General features: G+C 63.8%; 20 protein-coding genes. 10 read left to right on the plus strand and 10 right to left on the minus strand.

The window, feature by feature from the left end; all coding sequences use genetic code 11:
• The first annotated feature begins 58 nt into the window (after positions 1-58).
• Positions 59-787 carry a c-type cytochrome gene (locus AC2FME_RS14030; protein WP_496687114.1) on the plus strand — a complete coding sequence of 243 codons (729 nt, stop codon included), beginning with the start codon at positions 59-61 and terminating at the stop codon, positions 785-787.
• Here AC2FME_RS14030 and AC2FME_RS14035 read toward each other — a convergent pair.
• Positions 781-2,736 (minus strand): 4Fe-4S binding protein, encoded by a 1,956-nt coding sequence (locus AC2FME_RS14035; protein ID WP_496800751.1) that lies wholly within the window; start codon positions 2,734-2,736, stop codon positions 781-783. The genes AC2FME_RS14030 and AC2FME_RS14035 overlap by 7 nt on opposite strands.
• 252 nt (positions 2,737-2,988) lie before the next feature.
• On the opposite strand from AC2FME_RS14035, the gene AC2FME_RS14040 reads away from it, so the two are divergent.
• From AC2FME_RS14040 to AC2FME_RS14080, 9 genes are all read left to right on the plus strand, one after another.
• A complete protein-coding gene (locus AC2FME_RS14040; RefSeq protein ID WP_496800752.1) occupies positions 2,989-3,543 on the plus strand; it encodes a DUF3305 domain-containing protein in 555 nt (184 codons plus the stop codon).
• Positions 3,540-4,109: a DUF3306 domain-containing protein gene (locus tag AC2FME_RS14045; protein WP_496800753.1), complete on the plus strand. Its 570-nt coding sequence runs from the start codon at positions 3,540-3,542 to the stop codon at positions 4,107-4,109. The genes AC2FME_RS14040 and AC2FME_RS14045 overlap by 4 nt, the downstream gene beginning before the upstream one ends.
• A 4-nt stretch (positions 4,110-4,113) precedes the next feature.
• Entirely contained in the window at positions 4,114-4,725 is a 612-nt protein-coding gene (locus AC2FME_RS14050; protein WP_496800754.1) for a TorD/DmsD family molecular chaperone, read from the plus strand.
• A gap of 61 nt (positions 4,726-4,786) precedes the next feature.
• On the plus strand, positions 4,787-4,975 hold the full coding sequence (locus tag AC2FME_RS14055; RefSeq protein WP_496679683.1) for a twin-arginine translocation signal domain-containing protein: 189 nt from the start codon (positions 4,787-4,789) through the stop codon (positions 4,973-4,975).
• A gap of 129 nt (positions 4,976-5,104) precedes the next feature.
• Positions 5,105-7,999 carry a formate dehydrogenase subunit alpha gene (locus tag AC2FME_RS14060; RefSeq protein WP_496800755.1) on the plus strand — a complete coding sequence of 965 codons (2,895 nt, stop codon included), beginning with the start codon at positions 5,105-5,107 and terminating at the stop codon, positions 7,997-7,999.
• A gap of 11 nt (positions 8,000-8,010) precedes the next feature.
• Positions 8,011-8,604 carry a formate dehydrogenase FDH3 subunit beta gene (gene fdh3B, locus AC2FME_RS14065; protein WP_005983764.1) on the plus strand — a complete coding sequence of 198 codons (594 nt, stop codon included), beginning with the start codon at positions 8,011-8,013 and terminating at the stop codon, positions 8,602-8,604.
• A 71-nt stretch (positions 8,605-8,675) separates the two neighbouring features.
• A complete protein-coding gene (locus AC2FME_RS14070) occupies positions 8,676-9,884 on the plus strand; it encodes a formate dehydrogenase subunit gamma (RefSeq protein WP_496800756.1) in 1,209 nt (402 codons plus the stop codon).
• A complete protein-coding gene (locus AC2FME_RS14075) occupies positions 9,885-11,147 on the plus strand; it encodes a c-type cytochrome (protein WP_496800757.1) in 1,263 nt (420 codons plus the stop codon).
• A gap of 133 nt (positions 11,148-11,280) precedes the next feature.
• A complete protein-coding gene (locus AC2FME_RS14080) occupies positions 11,281-12,153 on the plus strand; it encodes a substrate-binding domain-containing protein (protein ID WP_496679677.1) in 873 nt (290 codons plus the stop codon).
• Positions 12,154-12,160: 7 nt separating this feature from the next.
• On the opposite strand, the gene AC2FME_RS14085 is transcribed toward AC2FME_RS14080, so the two are convergent.
• The 9 genes from AC2FME_RS14085 to hydA form a co-directional block, all read right to left on the minus strand.
• A complete protein-coding gene (locus AC2FME_RS14085) occupies positions 12,161-12,976 on the minus strand; it encodes an ABC transporter substrate-binding protein (protein ID WP_496687105.1) in 816 nt (271 codons plus the stop codon).
• A gap of 19 nt (positions 12,977-12,995) precedes the next feature.
• On the minus strand, positions 12,996-13,730 hold the full coding sequence (locus AC2FME_RS14090) for an ATP-binding cassette domain-containing protein (protein ID WP_496800758.1): 735 nt from the start codon (positions 13,728-13,730) through the stop codon (positions 12,996-12,998).
• Positions 13,723-14,436 (minus strand): ABC transporter permease, encoded by a 714-nt coding sequence (locus AC2FME_RS14095; RefSeq protein ID WP_496800759.1) that lies wholly within the window; start codon positions 14,434-14,436, stop codon positions 13,723-13,725. Before AC2FME_RS14095 ends, AC2FME_RS14090 begins: the two co-directional genes overlap by 8 nt.
• Positions 14,437-14,590: 154 nt before the next feature.
• The gene (locus AC2FME_RS14100) at positions 14,591-15,580 is read right to left on the minus strand and encodes an ABC transporter substrate-binding protein (RefSeq protein ID WP_496800760.1); all 990 of its coding nucleotides are present in this window, start codon (positions 15,578-15,580) and stop codon (positions 14,591-14,593) included.
• Positions 15,581-15,633: 53 nt separating this feature from the next.
• Positions 15,634-16,479, minus strand: coding sequence for an ABC transporter permease (locus tag AC2FME_RS14105; RefSeq protein WP_170403663.1), 846 nt, complete (start codon positions 16,477-16,479; stop codon positions 15,634-15,636).
• Entirely contained in the window at positions 16,476-17,393 is a 918-nt protein-coding gene (locus AC2FME_RS14110; protein ID WP_496800761.1) for an ABC transporter permease, read from the minus strand. Before AC2FME_RS14110 ends, AC2FME_RS14105 begins: the two co-directional genes overlap by 4 nt.
• Positions 17,390-17,821 (minus strand): GNAT family N-acetyltransferase, encoded by a 432-nt coding sequence (locus AC2FME_RS14115; RefSeq protein ID WP_496687101.1) that lies wholly within the window; start codon positions 17,819-17,821, stop codon positions 17,390-17,392. Before AC2FME_RS14115 ends, AC2FME_RS14110 begins: the two co-directional genes overlap by 4 nt.
• Positions 17,821-18,618, minus strand: a complete 798-nt coding sequence (locus tag AC2FME_RS14120; protein WP_496710881.1) for an ABC transporter ATP-binding protein — start codon at positions 18,616-18,618, stop codon at positions 17,821-17,823. The genes AC2FME_RS14115 and AC2FME_RS14120 overlap by 1 nt, the downstream gene beginning before the upstream one ends.
• Before the next feature lie 50 nt (positions 18,619-18,668).
• Positions 18,669-20,123 (minus strand): dihydropyrimidinase, encoded by a 1,455-nt coding sequence (hydA, locus tag AC2FME_RS14125; protein ID WP_496679661.1) that lies wholly within the window; start codon positions 20,121-20,123, stop codon positions 18,669-18,671.
• Positions 20,124-20,130 lie beyond the last annotated feature (7 nt).

Consider the following 20,130-nt stretch of genomic DNA (forward strand, 5'->3'; position numbering starts at 1 on the left):
GTGTCTCCGTCTTGTTCGTTCATTTGACGCATTCACCCTGTCGCCGTTAGGCTGGGCCATGCGCTTTGTTCTTTTGTGCCTCAGCCTGACGCTCTTCGCCAGCCCCTCTTGGTCGCAGGAGGAGATTGGCTTGGCCGCGCCCGAGGATGTCGCACGCTCGGGTCTTTTGAAACATATTCTTCCGCGCTTCTCGCTCAAGACCGGAATTCGCGTTGTCGCGGTTGATGCGGGCGCGATGGTTCTGGCGGTCGGGCCACCGGGGCAGCCGGTGTTTCAGCGCGGCGGCGACATCTATCATCTGCGCATTCAGGACGACCCGCGGCAGGCCCGCTTTCAGGATTGGCTGTTGTCCGACGTGGGCAAGCGCACCGTCGAAAGCTTTGCACCGGCCGAGGGCGGCCCGTTCTCGGCCAGTTTCGAAACGGTCGCTGCGCCCGAGTCGGATGCCATCGAAGGCGACGCCTTGCTGGGCGAAAAGTTGTCGCTGACCCATTGCGGGCGCTGTCATGTGATTGGCCCGCAGAACCGGATGAACGGGTTGGGCTCCACGCCGTCCTTTGCGGTGCTGCGCGCGATGCCGGATTGGTCGAACCGGTTCCAGGCGTTCTTCGCCCTGAACCCGCACCCGTCCTTTACCCAGATCGAGGGGATCACTGCGCCCTTCGACCCCGAACGCCCCTCGCCCATTCACCCGCTGAGGCTGACGCAAGACGAGCTTGAGGCGATCCTCGCCTATGTCTCGGTCATCCGCGCGGCCGATCTGGGGGCCCCGCTCAAACTTCAGTGATCCTTGCGCTTGCTGAAGTAGTCATCGGTGGTGACGACCTTGGGCTTGGGCTTTGAGGCAAATGGGTTATCCTCGCTGTGAAACTGCGCCTGCACACGGCAATCGTCACACATCTGGATCATCTTCGCCTGCTCGGACGAGGCGAACATCGGGTGGCTGCCGGCCAGCTTCTCCATGATCCGCTCGACCGTCGATTTCACCCCGAACAGAGCACCGCATTCGATGCAGGCAAAGGGCTCTTCCTCGTTCAGAACACGCGGCGACAGCGCACGGTCGCTCAGGTCCAGTTCGGGCACCAGGGTGATCGCGCTTTCGGGACAGATGGTCTTGCACAGCCCGCATTGCAGGCAGGCATCCTGCTGAAAGTTAAGCTGTGGCATGTCGGGATTGTCGATCAATGCGCCTGACGGGCACAGCGACACGCAACTCAGGCACAGGGTGCAGGCCTCGGTGTCCACCGCCACCGCGCCATAGGGTGCGTGTTCCGGCAGAGGAATCGGCTGAGACGCATCGGGGCGCAGCGCCTTCGCCGCCAACCGCGTAATCTGGCGCCGGTTGCCCAGCGGCAGAACCGGCTGGGCCAATGGCTGCGGCACGTCCTGCGCATAGAGCAGATCGGCCAGCGCATCGGGATCGGATTCATCGATCACTCCAACGACGTCGGTTCCGGCGATGGCCAGCGCCAGCGGCAGTTCGCGCTCCAACGCATCCCGCTCGGTCGTCGGGGCCAGCAGGATGTCGACCCGGGCAAAGCCATGAGCCAAGGCAGCCAGCATCTCGGCATGTCCAAAGCCGGACACCACACCCAGTTCCAGCGGAATCACATCGGCGGGCAGCCCGCGCCCGAACCTCGCGGCCAGTCGGATCATCTCGGCCCCGTGGGCATCATGCACCAACAGGCGCGGAGCACGCCCTCCGGCCCGACGGTAGGCCGCCGCCAAGGTCTGCATCCGCGCCAGCAGGGCCGCCACCGGCGGATCCTCGTAGCTGATCGCGGTCGAGGGGCACAAGGCCGCGCATTCACCGCAGCCCGCGCAGACCATCGGATCGATGGCCACGTGATCTCCGGCCGGGGTGATGGCACCGGTGGGACAGATGTCCAGACAGTTGGAACAGCCCACCTGCCCGGCCCGTGAATGGGCGCACAATGTTTCTTCGAGCCGGACATACAGCGGTTTTTCGAAGGTCCCGACCAGCTGCGCCGCGTCAAAGGTCTGTCGGGCAACCGCCACAGCATCGCGCGGATCGGCGCGCAGGTAACCTTCGCGCTTGTCGGGAGCCGTCACGAAAGGCGTACCCCCCGCCAGGTCGATCAGCACATCGCAGGCCGACACCGCACCGTCGCGCGGCGGGGTCCAGGCAAACGCGCCGCGTCCGGCCGGATCAATCTGCTGCAACGCATCCAACCGCAGGGTGAACCCGCCCAGCGCCCCCGAGACCGACCGGACCCGCGCGCGCACCACGTCATAGGCCCGGCTGTCAGGCTGCGCATCATCGGTGACGACCACCGTCACCGCCATCGTGTCCGACAGTCGCTGGGCCAGGTCAAACGCAACCGCACCCGGCCCGATTATGCAGGCAGTCCCTTCGCTGATGACATCCACGCTGGGCGTGATCGGCTGCTGCAACAGAGCCTCGGCCGCCAGGGCGGCCATCTTGGGCAACGCCGCCCGCCCCTGCTCGGACCAGCCGGCCCGGTCGCGCAAATCGACAAAGCCAGGGTGATCCACGCCCAGTTCCTCGGCCAGTTCGCGGAACACTTGAGCCTCTTGCCCACAGGCGATGACGATCTGGTCATCCAACTGCATCAGCTTTGCCGCAGCGGTCAGTTCGGTGGTGCACAGGGCCGTATGGACCTTGCTGCATTCAGCGCCGCAAGCAGCCGATATCCCCTGCCCGTCCAGGGCCTGACTTCCGGCGCAATTGCACAAGACCAGTTTGGTGACCATGTTCCCCCCGCATTTCTTCCTTGCCCCTAACCTTAGACCCAAACGCCGCTCATGCAACGTGTGGCGGCCGGTTCCGGTCAGAAACTGTGTATCGTCCGCCATCGCCGGCTGATCGTCGCCGCGACCCATTTGCGACGACTTTTTTTCCAAATCACCACCCTTCAGGCCGCTGCGGGCTTGGCACGTGGCCCATTTGTGTACCATAGTGAACCAAAGGGAAAGCAGGGGAGAGCTTTTCCGGGGAGGATCAAAGTGGCCGAGGCCGCAAAACAGATCGAAATGCCGGTTGGCGTCGTCGTGCGCAAGACACCGGGGGTTACGCGCTGGGCCCGGTGGAATTGGCGCGCGGTCGCGGTGCTGCCTGGCGCCCCACCCGCTGACTGGGTCGAACTGCGCCGCGAGGGCGACGCGGTCGAATACCACGCCGCCACCCTGCCCTTGAAACTCTGGTCCGACGAAACCGAGGCCTATATGGCCAATCTCTCGGACAGCCAGCCGTCCGTTTACCTTGTCCTGCGCGAAGATGCCGAAGGCGATCGTCCGCTGAACGCGTTTTTGATCACCGCCTCGCCCTACGAGGGGCAGGACTATGCAGATACCGGCGAAGAGATCGTGGAAAAGATCCCGATGACCGAAGGCCTGATTGCCTGGGTGCGCGATTTCACTCTGGCCCATCACCGCGATGAGGTGTTCGTCAAACGCCGCCGCGACAAGAAACGGGTGGATCTTGTGGAAGACGGCAAGGGCGATTCGCGCATCCGGCAGGCCTCGGATGTCTACCGCGCCCCGCGGAGGGCCGTGCAATGAGCGCTCGACAGGATTTCTGGTCCCGCCGCAAGGCCGCCGTGCAGGCCGAAGCGCTCGCCGAACAAGAGGCCCTGACCGCGCAGGAGATCGCCGCGCAGCAGGCCGAACTGGAAGAAAAGACCGACGCCGAGATTTTGGCCGAGCTTGACCTGCCCGACCCCGACTTGCTGCAGGCGGGCGACGATGTTTCGGGCTTCATGGCCAAGGCAGTGCCAGACCGTCTGCGCCGCCGCGCGTTGCGGCGCTTGTGGAGGTTGAACCCGGTGCTGGCGAATGTGGACGGGTTGGTCGACTACGGCGAGGACTACACCGACGCCGCCTGCGTGGTCGAAAACCTGCAGACGGCTTATCAGGTGGGCAAAGGCATGTTGCGCCACATCGAGGCGCTGGCCGAGCAGAAGCAAGCCGAGGAACAACCGGTCGAGGCCGAAGCCGTGCCGGCAACCGAACCGCTCGAACCTGAAGCCGAGCCCGCGCCCCTTGTCGAAGTGGCAGACGCCATCCAACCGGATGAGGACGAGCGCACCCCGGCCCCGCGGCGCATGAAATTCGAATTCGAAGGATGACCCGATGAACATTCGCGACCCGCAGGCGTTCGAGATTTCCCCCGAGGACCGTCTGCGCGCGGATTTCTACAACTTCCTGGGCCTGCTGCTAGCCACACCGCCCGACCAGACCCTGCTGAGCCAGATCGCGGCGCTGTCGGGGGACGAGACCGATCTGGGCCAGGCCATTCAGGCCATGGCCCGCGTGGCCAAAGTGACCAAGCCCGAAGCTGCCGAGCGCGAGTTCAACGCATTGTTCATCGGGCTTGGGCGCGGAGAACTGCTGCCCTATGCCAGCTTCTACCTGACCGGTTTCCTGAACGAGAAACCGCTTGCGCAGTTGCGCAACGACATGGCTGCGCGGGGCATCACCCGGGCGGCAAACGTGTTCGAACCCGAAGACAACATCGCCTCGCTGATGGAGATGATGGGCGGCATGATCGTCGGCCGTTTCGGCGGCCCGGCCGCGTTGGAAGATCAAAAGACGTTCTGGAACAAGCATATCGGTCCCTGGGCCGAGCACTTTTTCTCGGACCTGGAAGCAGCCGAGCATTCGGTTCTCTATGCCTCGGTCGGCACAGCCGGCCGGGTTTTCATGGAGATCGAACGCGAGGCCTTCCGCATGACGACGCATTAGGCGGCCGTCATTCGCTGGCGCCCCGGCGGGCGCTGAACCGCAAATGGGAAAGGAGGATCCCATGAGCAAGACCAAGGAGAGCGGCGCCAGCCGCCGCGACTTCCTGAAACTGGCGGGCACCGCGGCCCCGGCAGCCGTTGCAGCGGCCAGCCTGGGAACCGAGGTCGAAGCGGCCGAGCAACCCTCGGACGAGACCCGCATTCAGGACACGGCGCATACCCGCGCCTATTTCGACAGCGCGCGCTTCTAGGCCGCCTCGGCGACGCCCGGCGCAGGTCCGGACGTGGTCACACTCGGCTGACGGTTGCGATTGGCCCTGACGTCGATTTCGAAACACCAAGCCAGCCATGATCAGCATGGCCAGCAAGGGAGGAAGGAAATGCTTAGGAAAAAGACCAACGGGGTTGCGAGACGCCCCCAGCGGACAAGTATCCTGTCCCAAATCGGCGAAAAGAGCGTCGATCGCCGCGCGTTCCTGCGTGGCTCGGGCCTGACGATCGGCGGCCTGGCCGCGATCAGCGCCACGGGTGGAACCGTGTCGCCCGCCAGCGCCCAGACCGCAGCCAATACGGCTGTCAAGAACATCAAATCCGTCTGCACGCATTGCTCGGTCGGCTGTACCGTGGTTGCCGAGGTGCAGAACGGCGTGTGGATTGGGCAGGAACCCGGTTGGGACAGCCCGTTTAACCTTGGTGCTCACTGTGCCAAGGGGGCTTCGGTCCGGGAACACGCCCACGGCGAACGCCGCCTGAAATACCCGATGAAGAAAGAGGGTGGTGAGTGGAAGCGCATCAGCTGGGAACAGGCGATCGACGAGATCGGCGACGGCATGATGAGCATCCGCGAGGAAAGCGGGCCTGACAGCGTCTATTGGTTGGGTTCGGCCAAGCACAACAACGAACAGGCCTATCTGTTCCGCAAGTTCGCGGCCTACTGGGGCACCAACAACGTGGACCACCAGGCGCGGATTTGCCACTCGACCACCGTTGCGGGTGTTGCGAATACATGGGGCTACGGCGCCATGACCAACAGCTACAACGACATCCACAATTCCAAGGCGATCTTCATCATCGGCGGCAACCCGGCCGAGGCTCACCCCGTCTCGCTGCTGCACGTCCTGCGCGCGAAAGAGCAGAACAATGCCCCGCTGATCGTCTGTGACCCGCGCTTCACGCGCACCGCGGCCCATGCCGACGAATATGTCCGCTTCCGCCCCGGCACCGACGTGGCGCTGATCTGGGGCATCTTGTGGCACATCTTCGACAACGGCTGGGAAGACAAAGAGTTCATCCGCACCCGTGTCTGGGGTATGGACCAGATCCGCGAAGAGGTCGCCAACTGGACCCCCGACGAGACCGAGCGCGTCACCGGCGTGCCGGGATCGCAGCTCAAGCGTGTGGCGCGGACGCTGGCCAACAACCGTCCTGGCACCGTGATCTGGTGCATGGGCGGAACCCAGCACACCAACGGCAACAACAACACGCGCGCCTATTGCGTGCTGCAGTTGGCGTTGGGCAACATGGGCACCTCTGGCGGCGGCACCAACATCTTCCGCGGCCATGACAACGTGCAGGGCGCAACCGACCTTGGCGTTCTGTCCCACACCCTGCCCGGCTATTACGGCCTGTCTGCAGGCGCATGGGGTCACTGGGCGCGTGTCTGGGGCGAGGATCTGGACTGGCTGAAAGGACAGTTCGACACGATCAAGGACAAGGACGGCAAGGACAAGCCGCTGATGAACGAGCGTGGCATCCCGGTGTCGCGCTGGATCGACGGTGTTCTGGAAGATCCCGAAAACATGGATCAGCCAAACAATGTCCGCGCCATGGTTCTGTGGGGCCACGCGCCCAACTCGCAGACCCGGATGGTCGAAATGAAGACGGCGATGGAAAAGCTGGACATGCTGGTCGTGATCGACCCGTATCCCACCGTTTCCGCCGTCCTGCATGACCGGACCGATGGCGTCTATCTGCTGCCGGCCTGCACGCAGTTCGAAACCCGTGGCTCGGTCACGGCGTCGAACCGGTCGTTGCAGTGGCGCGACAAGGTGGTCGATCCGCTGTTCGAAAGCCTGCCGGACGAGGTCATCATGGCCAAGTTCGCCAACAAGTTCGGCTGGGCCGACCGGCTCTTCCGCAATATCGAGATGGAGGACCCCGAAACCCCGAATGTGGAAAGCATCACGCGCGAGTTCAACGCGGGGCTGTGGACGATCGGCTATACCGGTCAGTCGCCAGAGCGGATCAAAAGCCATATGGCCAACCAGCACACGTTCGACAGAACGACGCTGCAGGCCGTGGGCGGTCCGAATGACGGCGAATACTACGGCCTGCCTTGGCCCTGCTGGGGCACCGCCGAGATGGGGCATCCGGGGACGCCAAACCTCTATGACATGTCCAAACCGGTGGCCGAGGGCGGCCTGACCTTCCGCGCACGTTTCGGCGTCGAGCGTGACGGGCAGAACCTGCTGGCCGAAGGGGTCTACAGCGTCGGTTCCGAGATTCAGGACGGTTATCCTGAATTTACCATGCAGATGCTGATGGATCTGGGCTGGGATGGCGACCTGACGGCCGAGGAACGCGCGGCCATCGACGCCGTGGCCGGGCCCAAGACCAACTGGAAGACCGACCTGTCGGGCGGCATCCAGCGGGTGGCCATCAAGCATGGCTGTGCGCCCTTCGGCAACGCCAAGGCCCGTACAGTGGTCTGGACCTTCCCGGATCCGATCCCGCTGCACCGTGAGCCGCTGTACACGCCACGGCGCGATCTGGTGGCCGACTATCCCACCTACGAGGATCGGCACGACTATCGCTTGCCGACCTTGTATGCTTCGATCCAGAAGAACGACTTTTCAAAGGATTACCCGATAATCCTGACGTCAGGTCGTCTGGTCGAATATGAAGGTGGCGGCGACGAGACACGGTCGAACCCGTGGCTGGCTGAACTGCAGCAGGACATGTTCGTCGAGATCAATCCGCGTGACGCCAACAACCTTGGCATTCGCGACGGATCGCAGGTCTGGGTCGAAGGTCCCGAGGGCGGCAAGGTCAAGGTGATGGCGATGCTGACCGAAAGGGTCGGTGCCGGCGTGGCCTTCATGCCCTTCCACTTTGGCGGCCATTTCCAGGGCGCGGACCTGAGGGAGAAATACCCGAAAGGCGCCGACCCGTACGTACTGGGTGAAAGCACGAACACCGCCCAGACCTATGGCTATGATTCAGTGACCCAGATGCAGGAGACCAAAGCGACTCTCTGCAAGATCTGGGCAGCGTAAGGAGGACGATAATGGCTAGAGCAAAGTTTCTCTGCGACGCTGAACGCTGCATCGAGTGCAACGCTTGCGTGACCGCGTGCAAGAACGAACACGAGGTCCCGTGGGGCATCAACCGCCGCCGGGTGGTGACGATCAATGACGGCAAACCGGGTGAGCGTTCGATCTCGGTCGCCTGTATGCATTGTTCGGATGCGCCTTGCATGGCGGTGTGCCCGGTCGACTGCTTCTATCAGAACGAAGAAGGCGTCGTCCTGCATTCCAAGGACCTGTGCATCGGCTGCGGCTATTGCTTCTATGCGTGCCCGTTCGGCGCGCCGCAATACCCGCAGGCGGGCAACTTCGGATCGCGCGGCAAGATGGACAAATGTACCTTCTGCGCCGGCGGCCCCGAGGAAACGCACTCGACCGCAGAGTTCGCCAAATACGGCCGCAACCGGATCGCCGAGGGCAAACTGCCCATCTGCGCCGAGATGTGTTCGACCAAGGCCCTGCTCGCCGGTGACGGCGACGTGGTCTCGGCCATCTACCGCGAACGCGTCGTGGCGCGCGGGTTCGGCTCAGGCGCTTGGGGTTGGGGCACGGCCTACGACCAGAAGGACGGCTGAGACCTCAGCCTGACAACACGGGTGACCCGCCCCGGTGGGTCACCCGATTATGGATTAATACCGAGGTTCCGATGCTGCGCATTTTTCTGGCTTTGATGTTGACACTTGGGATCGCGCACGGCGCGCTTGCACAAGACACGACCGGCACAGACGAACCAGCCGCTGCCCCGCGCGCGCAGACCGGTGGCGCCACGACACTCGAGGATATTCTGGCCCGGCAACGCGGCGAGAAAGTCGACAACAGCTATCGTGCGCAGAATACCGGGCAAGGCAATGCCGAAGGGCTGTTGGGTCAGTTGGGCACGCGCGGCGTCGCCTCGGACAGCGATGTGTATCGCGCCATCCGCTATGGCTCGGCCGATGTCACCGTGTCGACCAAGGGGCCTGCTGCCGGCGTGCTGATCCAGGACGGCGGCATGTGGTGGTGGACTTTCCGCACCGGTCCGCTGCGCGAGTACGGAACCTATATTCTGGGCGGGATGCTGGTCGTTCTGCTGTTGTTTTTCCTGATCCGCGGCCGCATCCGCATCGACGGTGAGAAAACTGGCCGCACGGTCACCCGGTTTTCAGGATTTGAAAGGTTCGGGCACTGGCTGTTTGCTGGCTCGTTCCTGATCCTTGGATTAACCGGCCTGCTGTCGCTGTACGGCCGCGATTTCCTGATCCCGCTGTTCGGCAAAGAAGGGTTCGCCACCATCGCGCAAGGCTGCAAGTGGCTGCACAACAATCTGGCCTGGGCCTTCATGCTGGGATTGATCATCATCACCGTGAACTGGATCGCCCACAACATCCCCAACCGGACCGACCTGAAATGGCTGGCGGCCGGCGGCGGATTGTTCACCAAAGGCAGCCACCCCCCGGCCAAGAAGTTCAACGCCGGTCAAAAGATCATTTTCTGGCTGTGCATCCTGATGGGCGTCTCGATCAGCCTGTCGGGCCTGTCGCTGCTGTTCCCGTTCGAACTGCCGATGTTCGCTAAGACGTTTTCAATCGCCAACGCGACCGGGTTGCCGCAGCTGCTGGGACTGGACCTGCCCACGCAAATGTCTCCGCAGGAAGAAATGCAATATGCCCAGGTCTGGCACGTCATGGTCGCCTATGCCTTCATCGCCATCATACTGGCGCATATCTACCTCGGCTCGGTCGGCATGGAAGGCGCGTTTGACGCCATGGGTACCGGCGAGGTCGAAGAGCAATGGGCGCGCGAGCACCATTCGCTGTGGCTGGAAGAGGTAAAGGCACAGGAGGCCAGCGACGGCGCGGCCTCGCCTGCCGAATAGATGCGCGGGCTGGCTCTGGCGCTGGCCCTGCTACCGCTGCCGCTGGCGGCGGATTTCTACACGCTCAAGGGCCATGGCGGACCGATCATGGACATCGCCACGGCCCCGGACGGGCGCATTGCCACCGCCAGTTTCGACAATTCCGTGGGCCTGTGGTCCGGACAGCAGCCGGACTGGCTCGAGGGTCACGAGGCTGCCGTGAACGCGGTGGTTTTCAACGGCACCGCGATCTATTCGGCCGGCGACGACTTTACCCTGCGCCGTTGGCCCGGTGGACAGGTCGTAGGTCAGCACAAGGGCAAGGTCGTCGGACTCGCTGCCTCAAAGACCCTCGTGGCGACTGCCAGTTGGGACGGGACCATCGGTCTTTGGCCAACCGAGGGCGGTGCGGCCAAGTCGCTGGGTCCAACGGGCAGCGGAGTCAATGCGGTGGCCTTCGCGCCGGACGGGCGGACGCTGTTCTCCGCTGGGGTCGACGGCAGCCTGCGGGTCTGGGACGTCACGACAGGAACCGAAACCGCGCGGCTGGTCGAGCATGGTTTCGGCATCAACGAATTGGTCCTGAACGCGCAAGACGGTTGGATCGCCTATGGCGCGGTCGATGGCGTGACCCGCATTCTTGACCTTACCACCGGGGCCGAGCGCGATTTCACGCTGGACCGTCGCCCGATCCTTGCGCTCGCCCTCAGCCCGGATCGGTCGCTGCTGGCGGTGGGCGACGGCGAGGGCTACATCATGGTCATTGACACGCAAGATTGGCGGATCGCGCAGGATTTCCGCGCAACGCTGCGCGGCCCGGTCTGGGCACTGGCCTTTTCGCCCGATGGTGAAAACCTGCACGCAGGCGGGCTGGATCAGGCCATGTATAGCTGGCCGGTGGCCGCGCTGGGGTCGCAGGAACGAATGGTCGGCCAAGAGCCGAGTTTCCTGAAGGACCCCGACGACATGCAAAACGGAGAACGGCAGTTCGCCCGGAAATGCTCGATCTGCCACAGCCTGACGCCGGACAATCAGCGCCGGGCCGGGCCGACCCTGCATGGCGTGTTCGGGCGGCGGGCCGGGACACTGCCCGGGTACACTTACTCGGAAACGCTGCAAGGGTCTGATATCATTTGGACTGAACAGACGATAAACGCTCTTTTCGATCAGGGACCGGACCACTACATTCCGGGGTCGAAAATGCCGATGCAGAGGATTGCGCAGGCGCAGGACCGCGCCGACCTGATCGAATTCCTGCGCGGCGCCACGGCGCCCGCGGACTAACCAGGAGGACCAGATGAAAGCCTTTCTTGCCGCAGTTGCCACGATGGCCGTCGTGACGGTCGCCGCCCCATTCTTGCTGACCCAGATGGGCCTGTCCTCGGCCGAACGCGGCGCGGCCGTGCGGCTGGAGTGAATGCCCGACTTCCTGACCACGCGCGAGTTGGCCGACCTGCTGCGAATCGGCGAGCGCAAGGCCTATGATCTGGCCGCATCGGGCGAGGTGCCCTGCGTGCGGGCTATGGGCAAACTGCTGTTTCCTCGGGCCGAGGTGCTGGCTTGGCTGAATGCGTCGCGCTCGGGCCCGCAGACGGCTGAACCGCCCCTGCCCCCGATCGTGGCCGGCAGCCACGATCCGCTGCTGGACTGGGCGCTGCGCGAAAGCGGCTCGGGGCTGGCTACCTACTACGACGGATCGTTTGACGGACTGCGGCGGCTGGCTGACCGCAAGGCGCAGGCCGCGGTTCTGCATATCCACGAGCCTGACGGCTTCAACACCGGCGCGCTGCGCGACACGCTGGGCGAAGCGCCCGTGGTTCTGGTCCAGATCGCCCATCGCCAGCGCGGCCTGCTGTTGTCGCCCGGAACGCAAGGCATCGGCGAGTTTGTCGACCTGAAGGGCCGCCGCGTTCTGCTGCGGCAGGACAGCGCCGCCAGCCAACATCTGTTCGACCGACACTTGGCCGAACACGACCTGAGCCGCGACGACCTGGACACCTTGCCCAATTGCGCCCGCACCGAAGAGGAACTGGCCATCGCCCTACACGACGGCAAGGCCGAGGCCGGGTTCGGGCTGGGGGCTCTGGCCAGTCTTTATGGGCTGGGCTTCGTGCCGACCCACTCCGAACGTCTGGATCTGGCGATCTGGCGTAGGGCGTATTTCGAACCGCCCTTGCAGAAGCTGCTGTCCTTTCTGCACTCGGACGGGTTTGCCGCCCGCGCGGCCGAGATGGGCGGCTATGACCTGACCGACTTGGGCGCGATCCGCCACAACGGCGCCAGCGGCTGAGGGCCGGTCACCTGGCGTTGGGAAAGAACAGCTGTTCGCCCTCCAACCGATAGGACGCAATGGCCGCCTGACCATCCGGTCCGGTGAGCCAGTCGATGAACCTCTGGCCCGCGGCGGCGCGAACGCCGGGGTGTTTTTCCGGGTTCACGAGGATCACGCCATATTGATTGAACAGGCCCGGATCGCCCTCGACCAGAACCGCAAGATCGCCCTTGTTGCCGAAGGCCAGCCATGTCGCCCGGTCGGTCAGCGCATAGGCCCCCATCCCCGCCGCCAGATTCAGCGTGGCGCCCATGCCCGAGCCGGTCTCGCGGTACCAAGTGCCCGAGTCAGCGGTCGGGTCGAGGCCGGAGGCTTGCCACAGGCGCATCTCGGCCTGATGGGTACCGCTGTCATCCGCGCGCGAGGCGAAGGTCGACCTGGCATTCGCGATGGCGACCAGGGCGGCGGCGGCATCGGTCATTCCCTTGATGCGCGCCGGGTCGGACTTGGGCCCGACGATGACGAAATCGTTGTACATCACGTCGCGGCGCTCGATGCCCCAGCCCTCGGCCACGAACGCCTCCTCGGCCGGTTTGGCATGAACCAGCAAAACGTCGCCGTCGCCGTTCTTGGCATTGCGGATCGCCTGCCCCGTTCCCACGGCCACTACGCGCACCTCGATTCCGGTTTCGGCCTCGAAGCCCGGAAGAATGAAGTCCAGCAGGCCCGAGTTCTGCGTCGAGGTCGTTGACTGCACAATGATGAACGCCTCCTCGGCCGTCGCCGGGTTGGCGACAAGTCCGAACAGGACCAGGGCGCTTGTGAGTACTGCGCGAAACATGGATTGCCTCCGATTTTTGTTATGTGACCAACCAGCCTGCCAAATACTGGCGCGAGGCTTGGCATTCCGGCGCCTCAAGCACCTGTCTGGCGGTGCCGTGTTCGACGACGCGCCCGCCTTGCATCATCACGATGTCCGCCGCCAGACGCCGGGCCTGCCCGACGTCATGCGTGACCATCACTATCCGCACCCCGCGCGCCGAAGCGCGCAGGATCATCGCCTCGATCGCCTGCGTGGCGGTGGGGTCCAGTGCGCTAGTGGGCTCGTCCAGAAACAGCGTCTCGGGGTCCAGCGCCAGCGCGCGCAGGATAGCCAGACGCTGCGCCTCGCCGCCCGACAGAGATCGCGCCGATTGCCGGGCCTTGCTGTCCAGCCCACCTTCGGCCAGCAGGTCGGCAATCCGCGCCTTGCGCGCAGCACGGCCCAGCCGTTTGCGTTTCAAAACGAAATCAAGATTGGCCGCCACCGACCGGCGCAGCAGAACCGGCTGCTGGAACACCATGGCCTGCCGGGCCTTGTGATCGGCGGTCAGGTCCAGACCATCCTGCAGGACCCGACCCCTGTCGGCCTGAATCAGCCCATGCAGACAGCGCAACAGCAGGCTTTTTCCCGCACCGTTCGGCCCCAGGATCAGCGTCGGCCCGGGCCCGTCCAGCGACAGCCGGGGAACATCCAGCAGGACCCGCCCCTTGCGTTCGATGGCAAGGCCCGAAATTTCCAGCTGGTTCGGCATGTCGGGCATCAGGTCACGCATGGCGCAGCCCTTCCTGTTCGGCCCGCAGGGTCAGGGCGCTGACCATGGCATTCACGGCCACGGCAATCCCGATCAGGATCGCACCAAGCGCCAGCGCCAGGGCCAGATTGCCCTTTGAGGTCTCGAGCGCGATCGTCGTCGTCATCACACGGGTCACGTGATTGATGTTGCCGCCCACGATAATCACCGCGCCGACCTCTGCGATGGCCCGTCCGAAACCGGCCAGCAAGGCGGTGACCAGGGCCAGCCGCGCATCCCAAAGCAGCACCGGCACCGAGGCCAGCCGCGACACCCCCAGCGACCGCAGCTGTTCCGAATACTCCTCGGCCAGCAATTCCACCACCTGCCGCGTCAGCGCCGCGATGATCGGCGTGACCAGCACGGTCTGGGCAATGATCATGGCGGTCGGCGTGTACAAAAGCTCGAGCACGCCCAGCGGGCCGGACCGTGACAGCATCAGATAGACCAGCAGGCCGACGACGACGGGCGGAAACCCCATCAACGCGTTCATCAGGATGATCAGCGCCCGCCGCCCGGGAAACCGCGCCACGGCCAGAGCGGCCCCGACCGGCATCCCGATCACGGCTGAAATCAGCACCGCACAGACCGAGACCTGCAGCGACAAGACCACGATCGCCCACAGGTCGGGGTCTCCTGTCAGGACAAGCTGCGCCGCGTGGTTGAATTCTGATGCAAAATCTTGCACTTTCTCCGACCCGGTCTGAGTTTCGTAGAAAACTCGGGGAATTACAGAAGAATACTAGCGCAAATCGCTCTTCGACCCCACAGAAATCCGACACTCACAACGACAAACGCGGCCCCTGTCGAGGGCCGCGTTTTCATCCTGAACGTTCGTCGGATCAGTTCAAAGCCGCATCCGTGATCTGGTGGGTCCAGGCGCCTTCGGGTTTTTTGGTGATCACCGGGTCCGAGCCCCCGGCCAGAAGCGTGTTCACCGTGCGCTCGTAGTCGGCCAGGTCCAGCGCACCGTTCGAGCCCGCGGTCAGCTTGGCGATCTCGCGCATCATGCGCTTCTGGTGTTCCTCGGTCTGGGCACCGGTCGCATCGTTTTCCAGCACGATTTCGGCGGCCTCGTCCGGATTCTCCTCGGCGTATTTCCAGCCCTTCATCGTGGCGCGCACGAAGCGGACCATCTTGTCGACAAAGGCCGGATGGCTCAGGTTGTCCTCGAGCACATAGAGCCCGTCTTCCAGCGTGGCCACGCCCTGATCCTCATACTTGAAGGTCACCAACTCGTCAGGGCTGACGCCGGCATCGATCACCTGCCAGTATTCATTGTAGGTCATGGTGCTGATGCAATCGGCCTGGCGCTGCAGCAGCGGGTCGACGTTGAAGCCCTGCTTCAATACCTCGACGCCGTTCTCGCTCTTGCCGCTGGTGTCGATGCCCAGCTGGCTCATCCAGCTCATGAACGGGAATTCATTGCCGAAGAACCAGACGCCCAGCGTGCGGTTCTTCAGATCCTCAGGCGAGGAAATGCCCGCGTCCTTCCAGCAGGTCAGCATCATGCCCGAGCTTTTGAATGGCTGCGCGATGTTGACCAGCGGCAGGCCCTTTTCGCGCGCGGCCAGCGCTGCGGGCATCCATTCCACGGTGACGTCAGCGCCGCCGCCCGCGATCACCTGCGTGGGCGCGATGTCGGGGCCGCCGGGCAAGATGGTGACGTCCAGCCCCTCTTCTTCGTAGAATCCTTTGTCCTTCGCGACGTAATAGCCCGCGAACTGGGCCTGCGTGACCCATTTCAATTGCAGCGTCACCTCGTCCGCCGCAAAGGCCGATCCGGCCGTCAGGGCCAGGGCCGTGATTGCCCCGCTGATCAACTTTTTCATCTTCATTTCTCCTAGTTGTTGTTGCGCCCCGTTTTCGGGGTCTTTTGAATGATTTATCCCCGCTGCGAGGGGTGCCAGAAGGTCACCAGTTTCTCGATCATGGCGACCAGACCGTAGAACGCGGTCCCGGCCAGCGCCGCGACCACGATTTCCGCCCAGACCATGTCCAGCGACAATTGCCCGACACTGGTCGAGATCCGGAACCCCATGCCCAAAGTGGGCGAGCCGAAGAACTCTGCCACGATAGCGCCGATCAGGGCCAGCGTGGTGGAAATTTTCAACCCGTTGAAAATAAACGGCATGGCCGCAGGCAAACGCAGCTTCAGAAAGCTTTGCCAATAGGTTGCGGCATAGGTCTCCATCAGGTCGCGTTGCATGGCGGTGGCCTCGCGCAGGCCGGCCACCGTGTTGACCAGCATCGGGAAAAAGACCATCACCACGACCACGGCAGCCTTCGAGTGCCAGTCGAACCCGAACCACATCACAAGGATCGGCGCGGTACCCACGATCGGAAGCGCGGCCACGAAATTGCCCACCGGCAGCAGGCCCAGGCGAAGGAAGTCCCACCGGTCCACGGCGATTGCCATCAGGAAGGCGGCGCCGCATCCGATGACATAGCCGCTGAGCGCGCCCTTGATGATGGTCTGCACGAAATCGGCCCACAGGATCGGCAGGCTGTCCCAGAACCGGTCCCAGATCACCGAAGGCGCGGGCAGGATGACCAGAGGCACCTCGAGCCCGCGCACCAGCAGTTCCCACACCCCGATGACGGTCAGGCCGAAGATCAGCGGCGCAAGAATGCGCACCGCCCGCGTGTCGGCATAGGGTCCGCTGGCCAGGCGGGTGTTCAGCCACCAACCGGCCAGCCACAAAAGGATTGCCAGACCGACCATCATCATTGCGCCATCCCCATGCGTTTCAACACCGCGCGTTCGATCAGGCCCAGCAGGCCCACCAGGCAAGCCGCCAGAATGGCCGCGGCAAACAACGCCGACCAGATCTGCACCGTCTGGCCGTAATAGCTGCCAGCCAGCAGCCGCGCACCCAGCCCGGCCACAGCGCCGGTCGGCAGTTCACCAACGATAGCGCCCACCAGCGACGCGGCGATCCCGATCTTGAGCGAGGCGAACAGATAGGGCATCGAGGCCGGCAGGCGCAGTTTCCAGAACGCCTGCCCGTTGCTTGCATTGTAGGTGCGCAGCAGGTCGAGTTGCATCGCATCAGGGCTGCGCAGGCCCTTGACCATGCCCACGACCACCGGGAAAAAGCTCAGATAGGCCGAGATCACCGCCTTGGGGATGATCCCCTGAATGCCGATCGAATACAGCACCACGATGATCATCGGCGCCAACGCGATAATGGGGATGGTCTGGCTGACGATGGCCCAGGGCATGACCGACAGGTCCATCACCCGGCTGTGCACGATCCCCACCGCCAGCAGGATGCCCAGCCCCGTGCCGATGGCAAAGCCCAGAATCGTCGCGCTGAGCGTCACCCAGCTGTGATAGACCAGCGAGCGTTTCGAGGTGATCTTCTTCTGAACCGTGGTCTCCCACAGCTCGATCGCGACCTGATGCGGCGCGGGCAGACGCGGCCGATCCTGCGCCCAGGTCGCCGGAATGGCAAAGCTGTTGCGCAGCGCCAGGCCGATTTCCCCCATGTCGCGGCGGTCTTTGGCCGAGGGCGGAACCACTTCGGCCCCGGCCCGTTCCTGTTCGGTCAGAACACCCTTGATGTTCATCGGAATGCAGGCCGCGTACCAGATGACGACGATGGCCAGCAGAACGGTCAGAACGGCGACAAGCTGCTTCATGCGTGCCACTCCATCCGCACCACGGGGACGGTCTCGGGCGGCGTTGCGGCCTCGGTCCCGGTCTCGACAAAACCCTCGCGGCGATAGAACCGTTGCGCTGCGGCATTCGGTTGATGGGCCGTCAGCCACAGAAAGCTGCGTCCCTGTTTTGCTTGGTCCAGCAGGCGCTTGCCGATCCCCTGCCCGGTCCGCAGGCAATACAGCGCCCCGACCTTCTGCGCCTCAGGATCGACCGACATGTAGCAATCGACGGGTTCGCCGACGACCCACATCTCACGGTCCGGGAAGGCCTGTGCGATCAGCGCCTCCAATTCCGGTTGGGGCAGTTCATCCGTCATCCACTCGGTCTGGCGGGCCCAAGAGGAGACCACCGCCGCGCAGGCCGGCACATCCCCCTCGGTCGCGCGTCTGATGTCACCCCTGCCCATCACACATCGTCCCCGTGCCCGGCGCGCAGCCCTTCGCGCACGCGGTGCGCGACCTCGATGAATTCGGGCGTGTCGCGGATGTCCAGCGGCCGCTCCTTGGGCAGAGGGCTGTCAATCACATCGGTGATCCGCCCGGGGCGCGGGCTCATGACCACGATCTTGGTGCTCAGATACACCGCCTCGGGGATCGAGTGGGTGACGAAGCCGATCGTCTTGCCGGTGCGCGCCCACAGCGCCAAAAGCTGTTCGTTCAGGTGATCGCGCACGATCTCGTCCAGCGCGCCGAAAGGCTCGTCCATCAACAGGATATCGGCGTCGAAGGCCAGCGCCCGGGCGATGCTGGCCCGTTGCTGCATCCCACCCGACAGCTGCCAGGGGAACTTGCCACCAAACCCTGCAAGATCAACAAGTTCCAGAACGCTCTTTACACGTTCTTCCTGCTCCTGCGCCGAGTATCCCATGATCTCGAGCGGCAGTTTGATGTTCTTGGCAATGGTCCGCCACGGGTACAGGCCCGCCGCCTGGAACACATAGCCATAGGCACGGTTCCGGCGGGCCTCGTCCGGGCTCATGCCGTTGACGGTCAGTGTGCCGCCCGTAGGCGTTTCCAGTGCAGCGACACAGCGCAGAAAGGTCGTCTTGCCGCAGCCCGAAGGGCCGATGAAACTGACGAATTCGCCCTTGTCGATGGCCAGGTTCACGTCCTTGAGGGCGTGCACGGGTCCGTCATTGGTTTGGAAGGTCAGGTCGAGGTTCTTTGCCTCGATCACGGGCCGGGTATTGCTTTCAGATGTCATCCTACTGCCTTGAAGTTTGGCTTTTTTGCCCGGTCGGCAACCTTCGAGCATCACACCCCCGTCGCCGGGATGCCCGACCGCTCTATCGGGCGCGGGGCGGTCAGCTCTTTCCAGGTGCTCAGCGCTTTGTTCACGGTGGTGTTGGCCTCGCGCGCGACGAATTTGCCTTGGCCTTCCTGCGTTCGGATCTCGCCATCATGCACCGCCACCTGTCCACGGGTTAGGGTAAAGCGCGGCAAGCCCTTGACCTCGTGCCCCTCGAACACGTTGTAGTCGATCGCCGACTGCTGCGTCGCCGCGCTGATGGTCTTGGTCTTGTCCGGGTCCCACACCACCAGATCGGCATCTGCACCCACCAGTACGGCACCTTTTTTCGGATAGCAATTCAATATTTTGGCGATATTTGTTGAAGTCACGGCCACAAATTCGTTCGGCGTTAGCCGCCCGGTCGCTACGCCGTGGGTCCATAGCATCGGCATCCGATCCTCAAGGCCGCCCGTTCCGTTCGGGATCTTGGTGAAATCGCCCACGCCAAACCGCTTCTGCTCGGTTGTGAAGGCGCAGTGATCGGTGGCAACCACGCTCAGCGAGCCCGACTGCAACCCCGCCCACAGGCTGTCCTGGTGCTGTTTGTTGCGGAACGGCGGGCTCATCACCCGGCGCGCGGCGTGGTCCCAATCGGGATGTGCATATTCGCTGTCGTCCAGCGTCAGGTGCTGGATCAGCGGCTCGCCCCAGACGCGCTTGCCCTGCATCCGGGCACGGCGGATGGCCTCATGCGCCTCTTCGCACGAGGTGTGCACCACATAGAGCGGCACCCCGGCCATGTCGGCGATCATGATGGCGCGGTTGGTGGCCTCGCCCTCAACCTGCGGCGGGCGCGAATAGGCATGGGCCTCGGGGCCGGTATTGCCTTCGGCCAGCAGCTTGGCCTGCAACTCGGCCACCACGTCGCCGTTCTCGGCATGGACCATCGCGATCCCGCCCAGCTCGGCCAGCCGCTTGAACGAGGCGAACAGCTCGTCGTCATTGACCATCAGGGCGCCTTTGTAGGCCATGAAATGCTTGAACGTGTTAATGCCGCGCTGTTCGATGACGGTCTTCATGTCATCGAACACCTGCTCGCCCCACCATGTCACGGCCATGTGGAAGGAATAGTCGCAATTGGCGCGGGTCGATTTGTTGTCCCAACGTTTGAGCGCATCCAGCAGGCTTTCGCCCGGGTTCGGCAGTGCGAAATCCACCACCATGGTCGTGCCGCCGGCCAGCGCCGCGCGGGTGCCGCTTTCGAAATCATCGCTGGAATAGGTCCCCATGAACGGCATTTCCAGATGCGTGTGCGGGTCAATCCCGCCGGGCATGACGTAACAGCCGGTCGCGTCCAGTTGCTCGTCCCCCTTCAGATCCGGCCCGATCTCGGTGATCACGCCGCCTTCGATCTTGACGTCGGCCTTGTAAGTCAGATCCGCGGTGACGACGGTTCCGTTCTTGATGACTGTGGTCATGTTCAAC

The organism is Ruegeria sp. BHSC026 (genome assembly GCF_059613065.1).

What these genes read in the sequence shown, in the direction of transcription:
- AC2FME_RS14030 (WP_496687114.1), top strand. Translation starts at nt 59, where the DNA reads ATGCGCTTTGTTCTTTTGTGCCTCAGCCTGACGCTCTTCGCCAGCCCC.
- AC2FME_RS14035 (WP_496800751.1), bottom strand. Translation starts at nt 2,736, where the DNA reads ATGGTCACCAAACTGGTCTTGTGCAATTGCGCCGGAAGTCAGGCCCTG.
- AC2FME_RS14045 (WP_496800753.1), top strand. Translation starts at nt 3,540, where the DNA reads ATGAGCGCTCGACAGGATTTCTGGTCCCGCCGCAAGGCCGCCGTGCAG.
- AC2FME_RS14050 (WP_496800754.1), top strand. Translation starts at nt 4,114, where the DNA reads ATGAACATTCGCGACCCGCAGGCGTTCGAGATTTCCCCCGAGGACCGT.
- AC2FME_RS14055 (WP_496679683.1), top strand. Translation starts at nt 4,787, where the DNA reads ATGAGCAAGACCAAGGAGAGCGGCGCCAGCCGCCGCGACTTCCTGAAA.
- AC2FME_RS14060 (WP_496800755.1), top strand. Translation starts at nt 5,105, where the DNA reads ATGCTTAGGAAAAAGACCAACGGGGTTGCGAGACGCCCCCAGCGGACA.
- fdh3B (WP_005983764.1), top strand. Translation starts at nt 8,011, where the DNA reads ATGGCTAGAGCAAAGTTTCTCTGCGACGCTGAACGCTGCATCGAGTGC.
- AC2FME_RS14070 (WP_496800756.1), top strand. Translation starts at nt 8,676, where the DNA reads ATGCTGCGCATTTTTCTGGCTTTGATGTTGACACTTGGGATCGCGCAC.
- AC2FME_RS14075 (WP_496800757.1), top strand. Translation starts at nt 9,885, where the DNA reads ATGCGCGGGCTGGCTCTGGCGCTGGCCCTGCTACCGCTGCCGCTGGCG.
- AC2FME_RS14080 (WP_496679677.1), top strand. Translation starts at nt 11,281, where the DNA reads ATGCCCGACTTCCTGACCACGCGCGAGTTGGCCGACCTGCTGCGAATC.
- AC2FME_RS14085 (WP_496687105.1), bottom strand. Translation starts at nt 12,976, where the DNA reads ATGTTTCGCGCAGTACTCACAAGCGCCCTGGTCCTGTTCGGACTTGTC.
- AC2FME_RS14090 (WP_496800758.1), bottom strand. Translation starts at nt 13,730, where the DNA reads ATGCGTGACCTGATGCCCGACATGCCGAACCAGCTGGAAATTTCGGGC.
- AC2FME_RS14100 (WP_496800760.1), bottom strand. Translation starts at nt 15,580, where the DNA reads ATGAAAAAGTTGATCAGCGGGGCAATCACGGCCCTGGCCCTGACGGCC.
- AC2FME_RS14105 (WP_170403663.1), bottom strand. Translation starts at nt 16,479, where the DNA reads ATGATGATGGTCGGTCTGGCAATCCTTTTGTGGCTGGCCGGTTGGTGG.
- AC2FME_RS14110 (WP_496800761.1), bottom strand. Translation starts at nt 17,393, where the DNA reads ATGAAGCAGCTTGTCGCCGTTCTGACCGTTCTGCTGGCCATCGTCGTC.
- AC2FME_RS14115 (WP_496687101.1), bottom strand. Translation starts at nt 17,821, where the DNA reads ATGGGCAGGGGTGACATCAGACGCGCGACCGAGGGGGATGTGCCGGCC.
- AC2FME_RS14120 (WP_496710881.1), bottom strand. Translation starts at nt 18,618, where the DNA reads ATGACATCTGAAAGCAATACCCGGCCCGTGATCGAGGCAAAGAACCTC.
- hydA (WP_496679661.1), bottom strand. Translation starts at nt 20,123, where the DNA reads ATGACCACAGTCATCAAGAACGGAACCGTCGTCACCGCGGATCTGACT.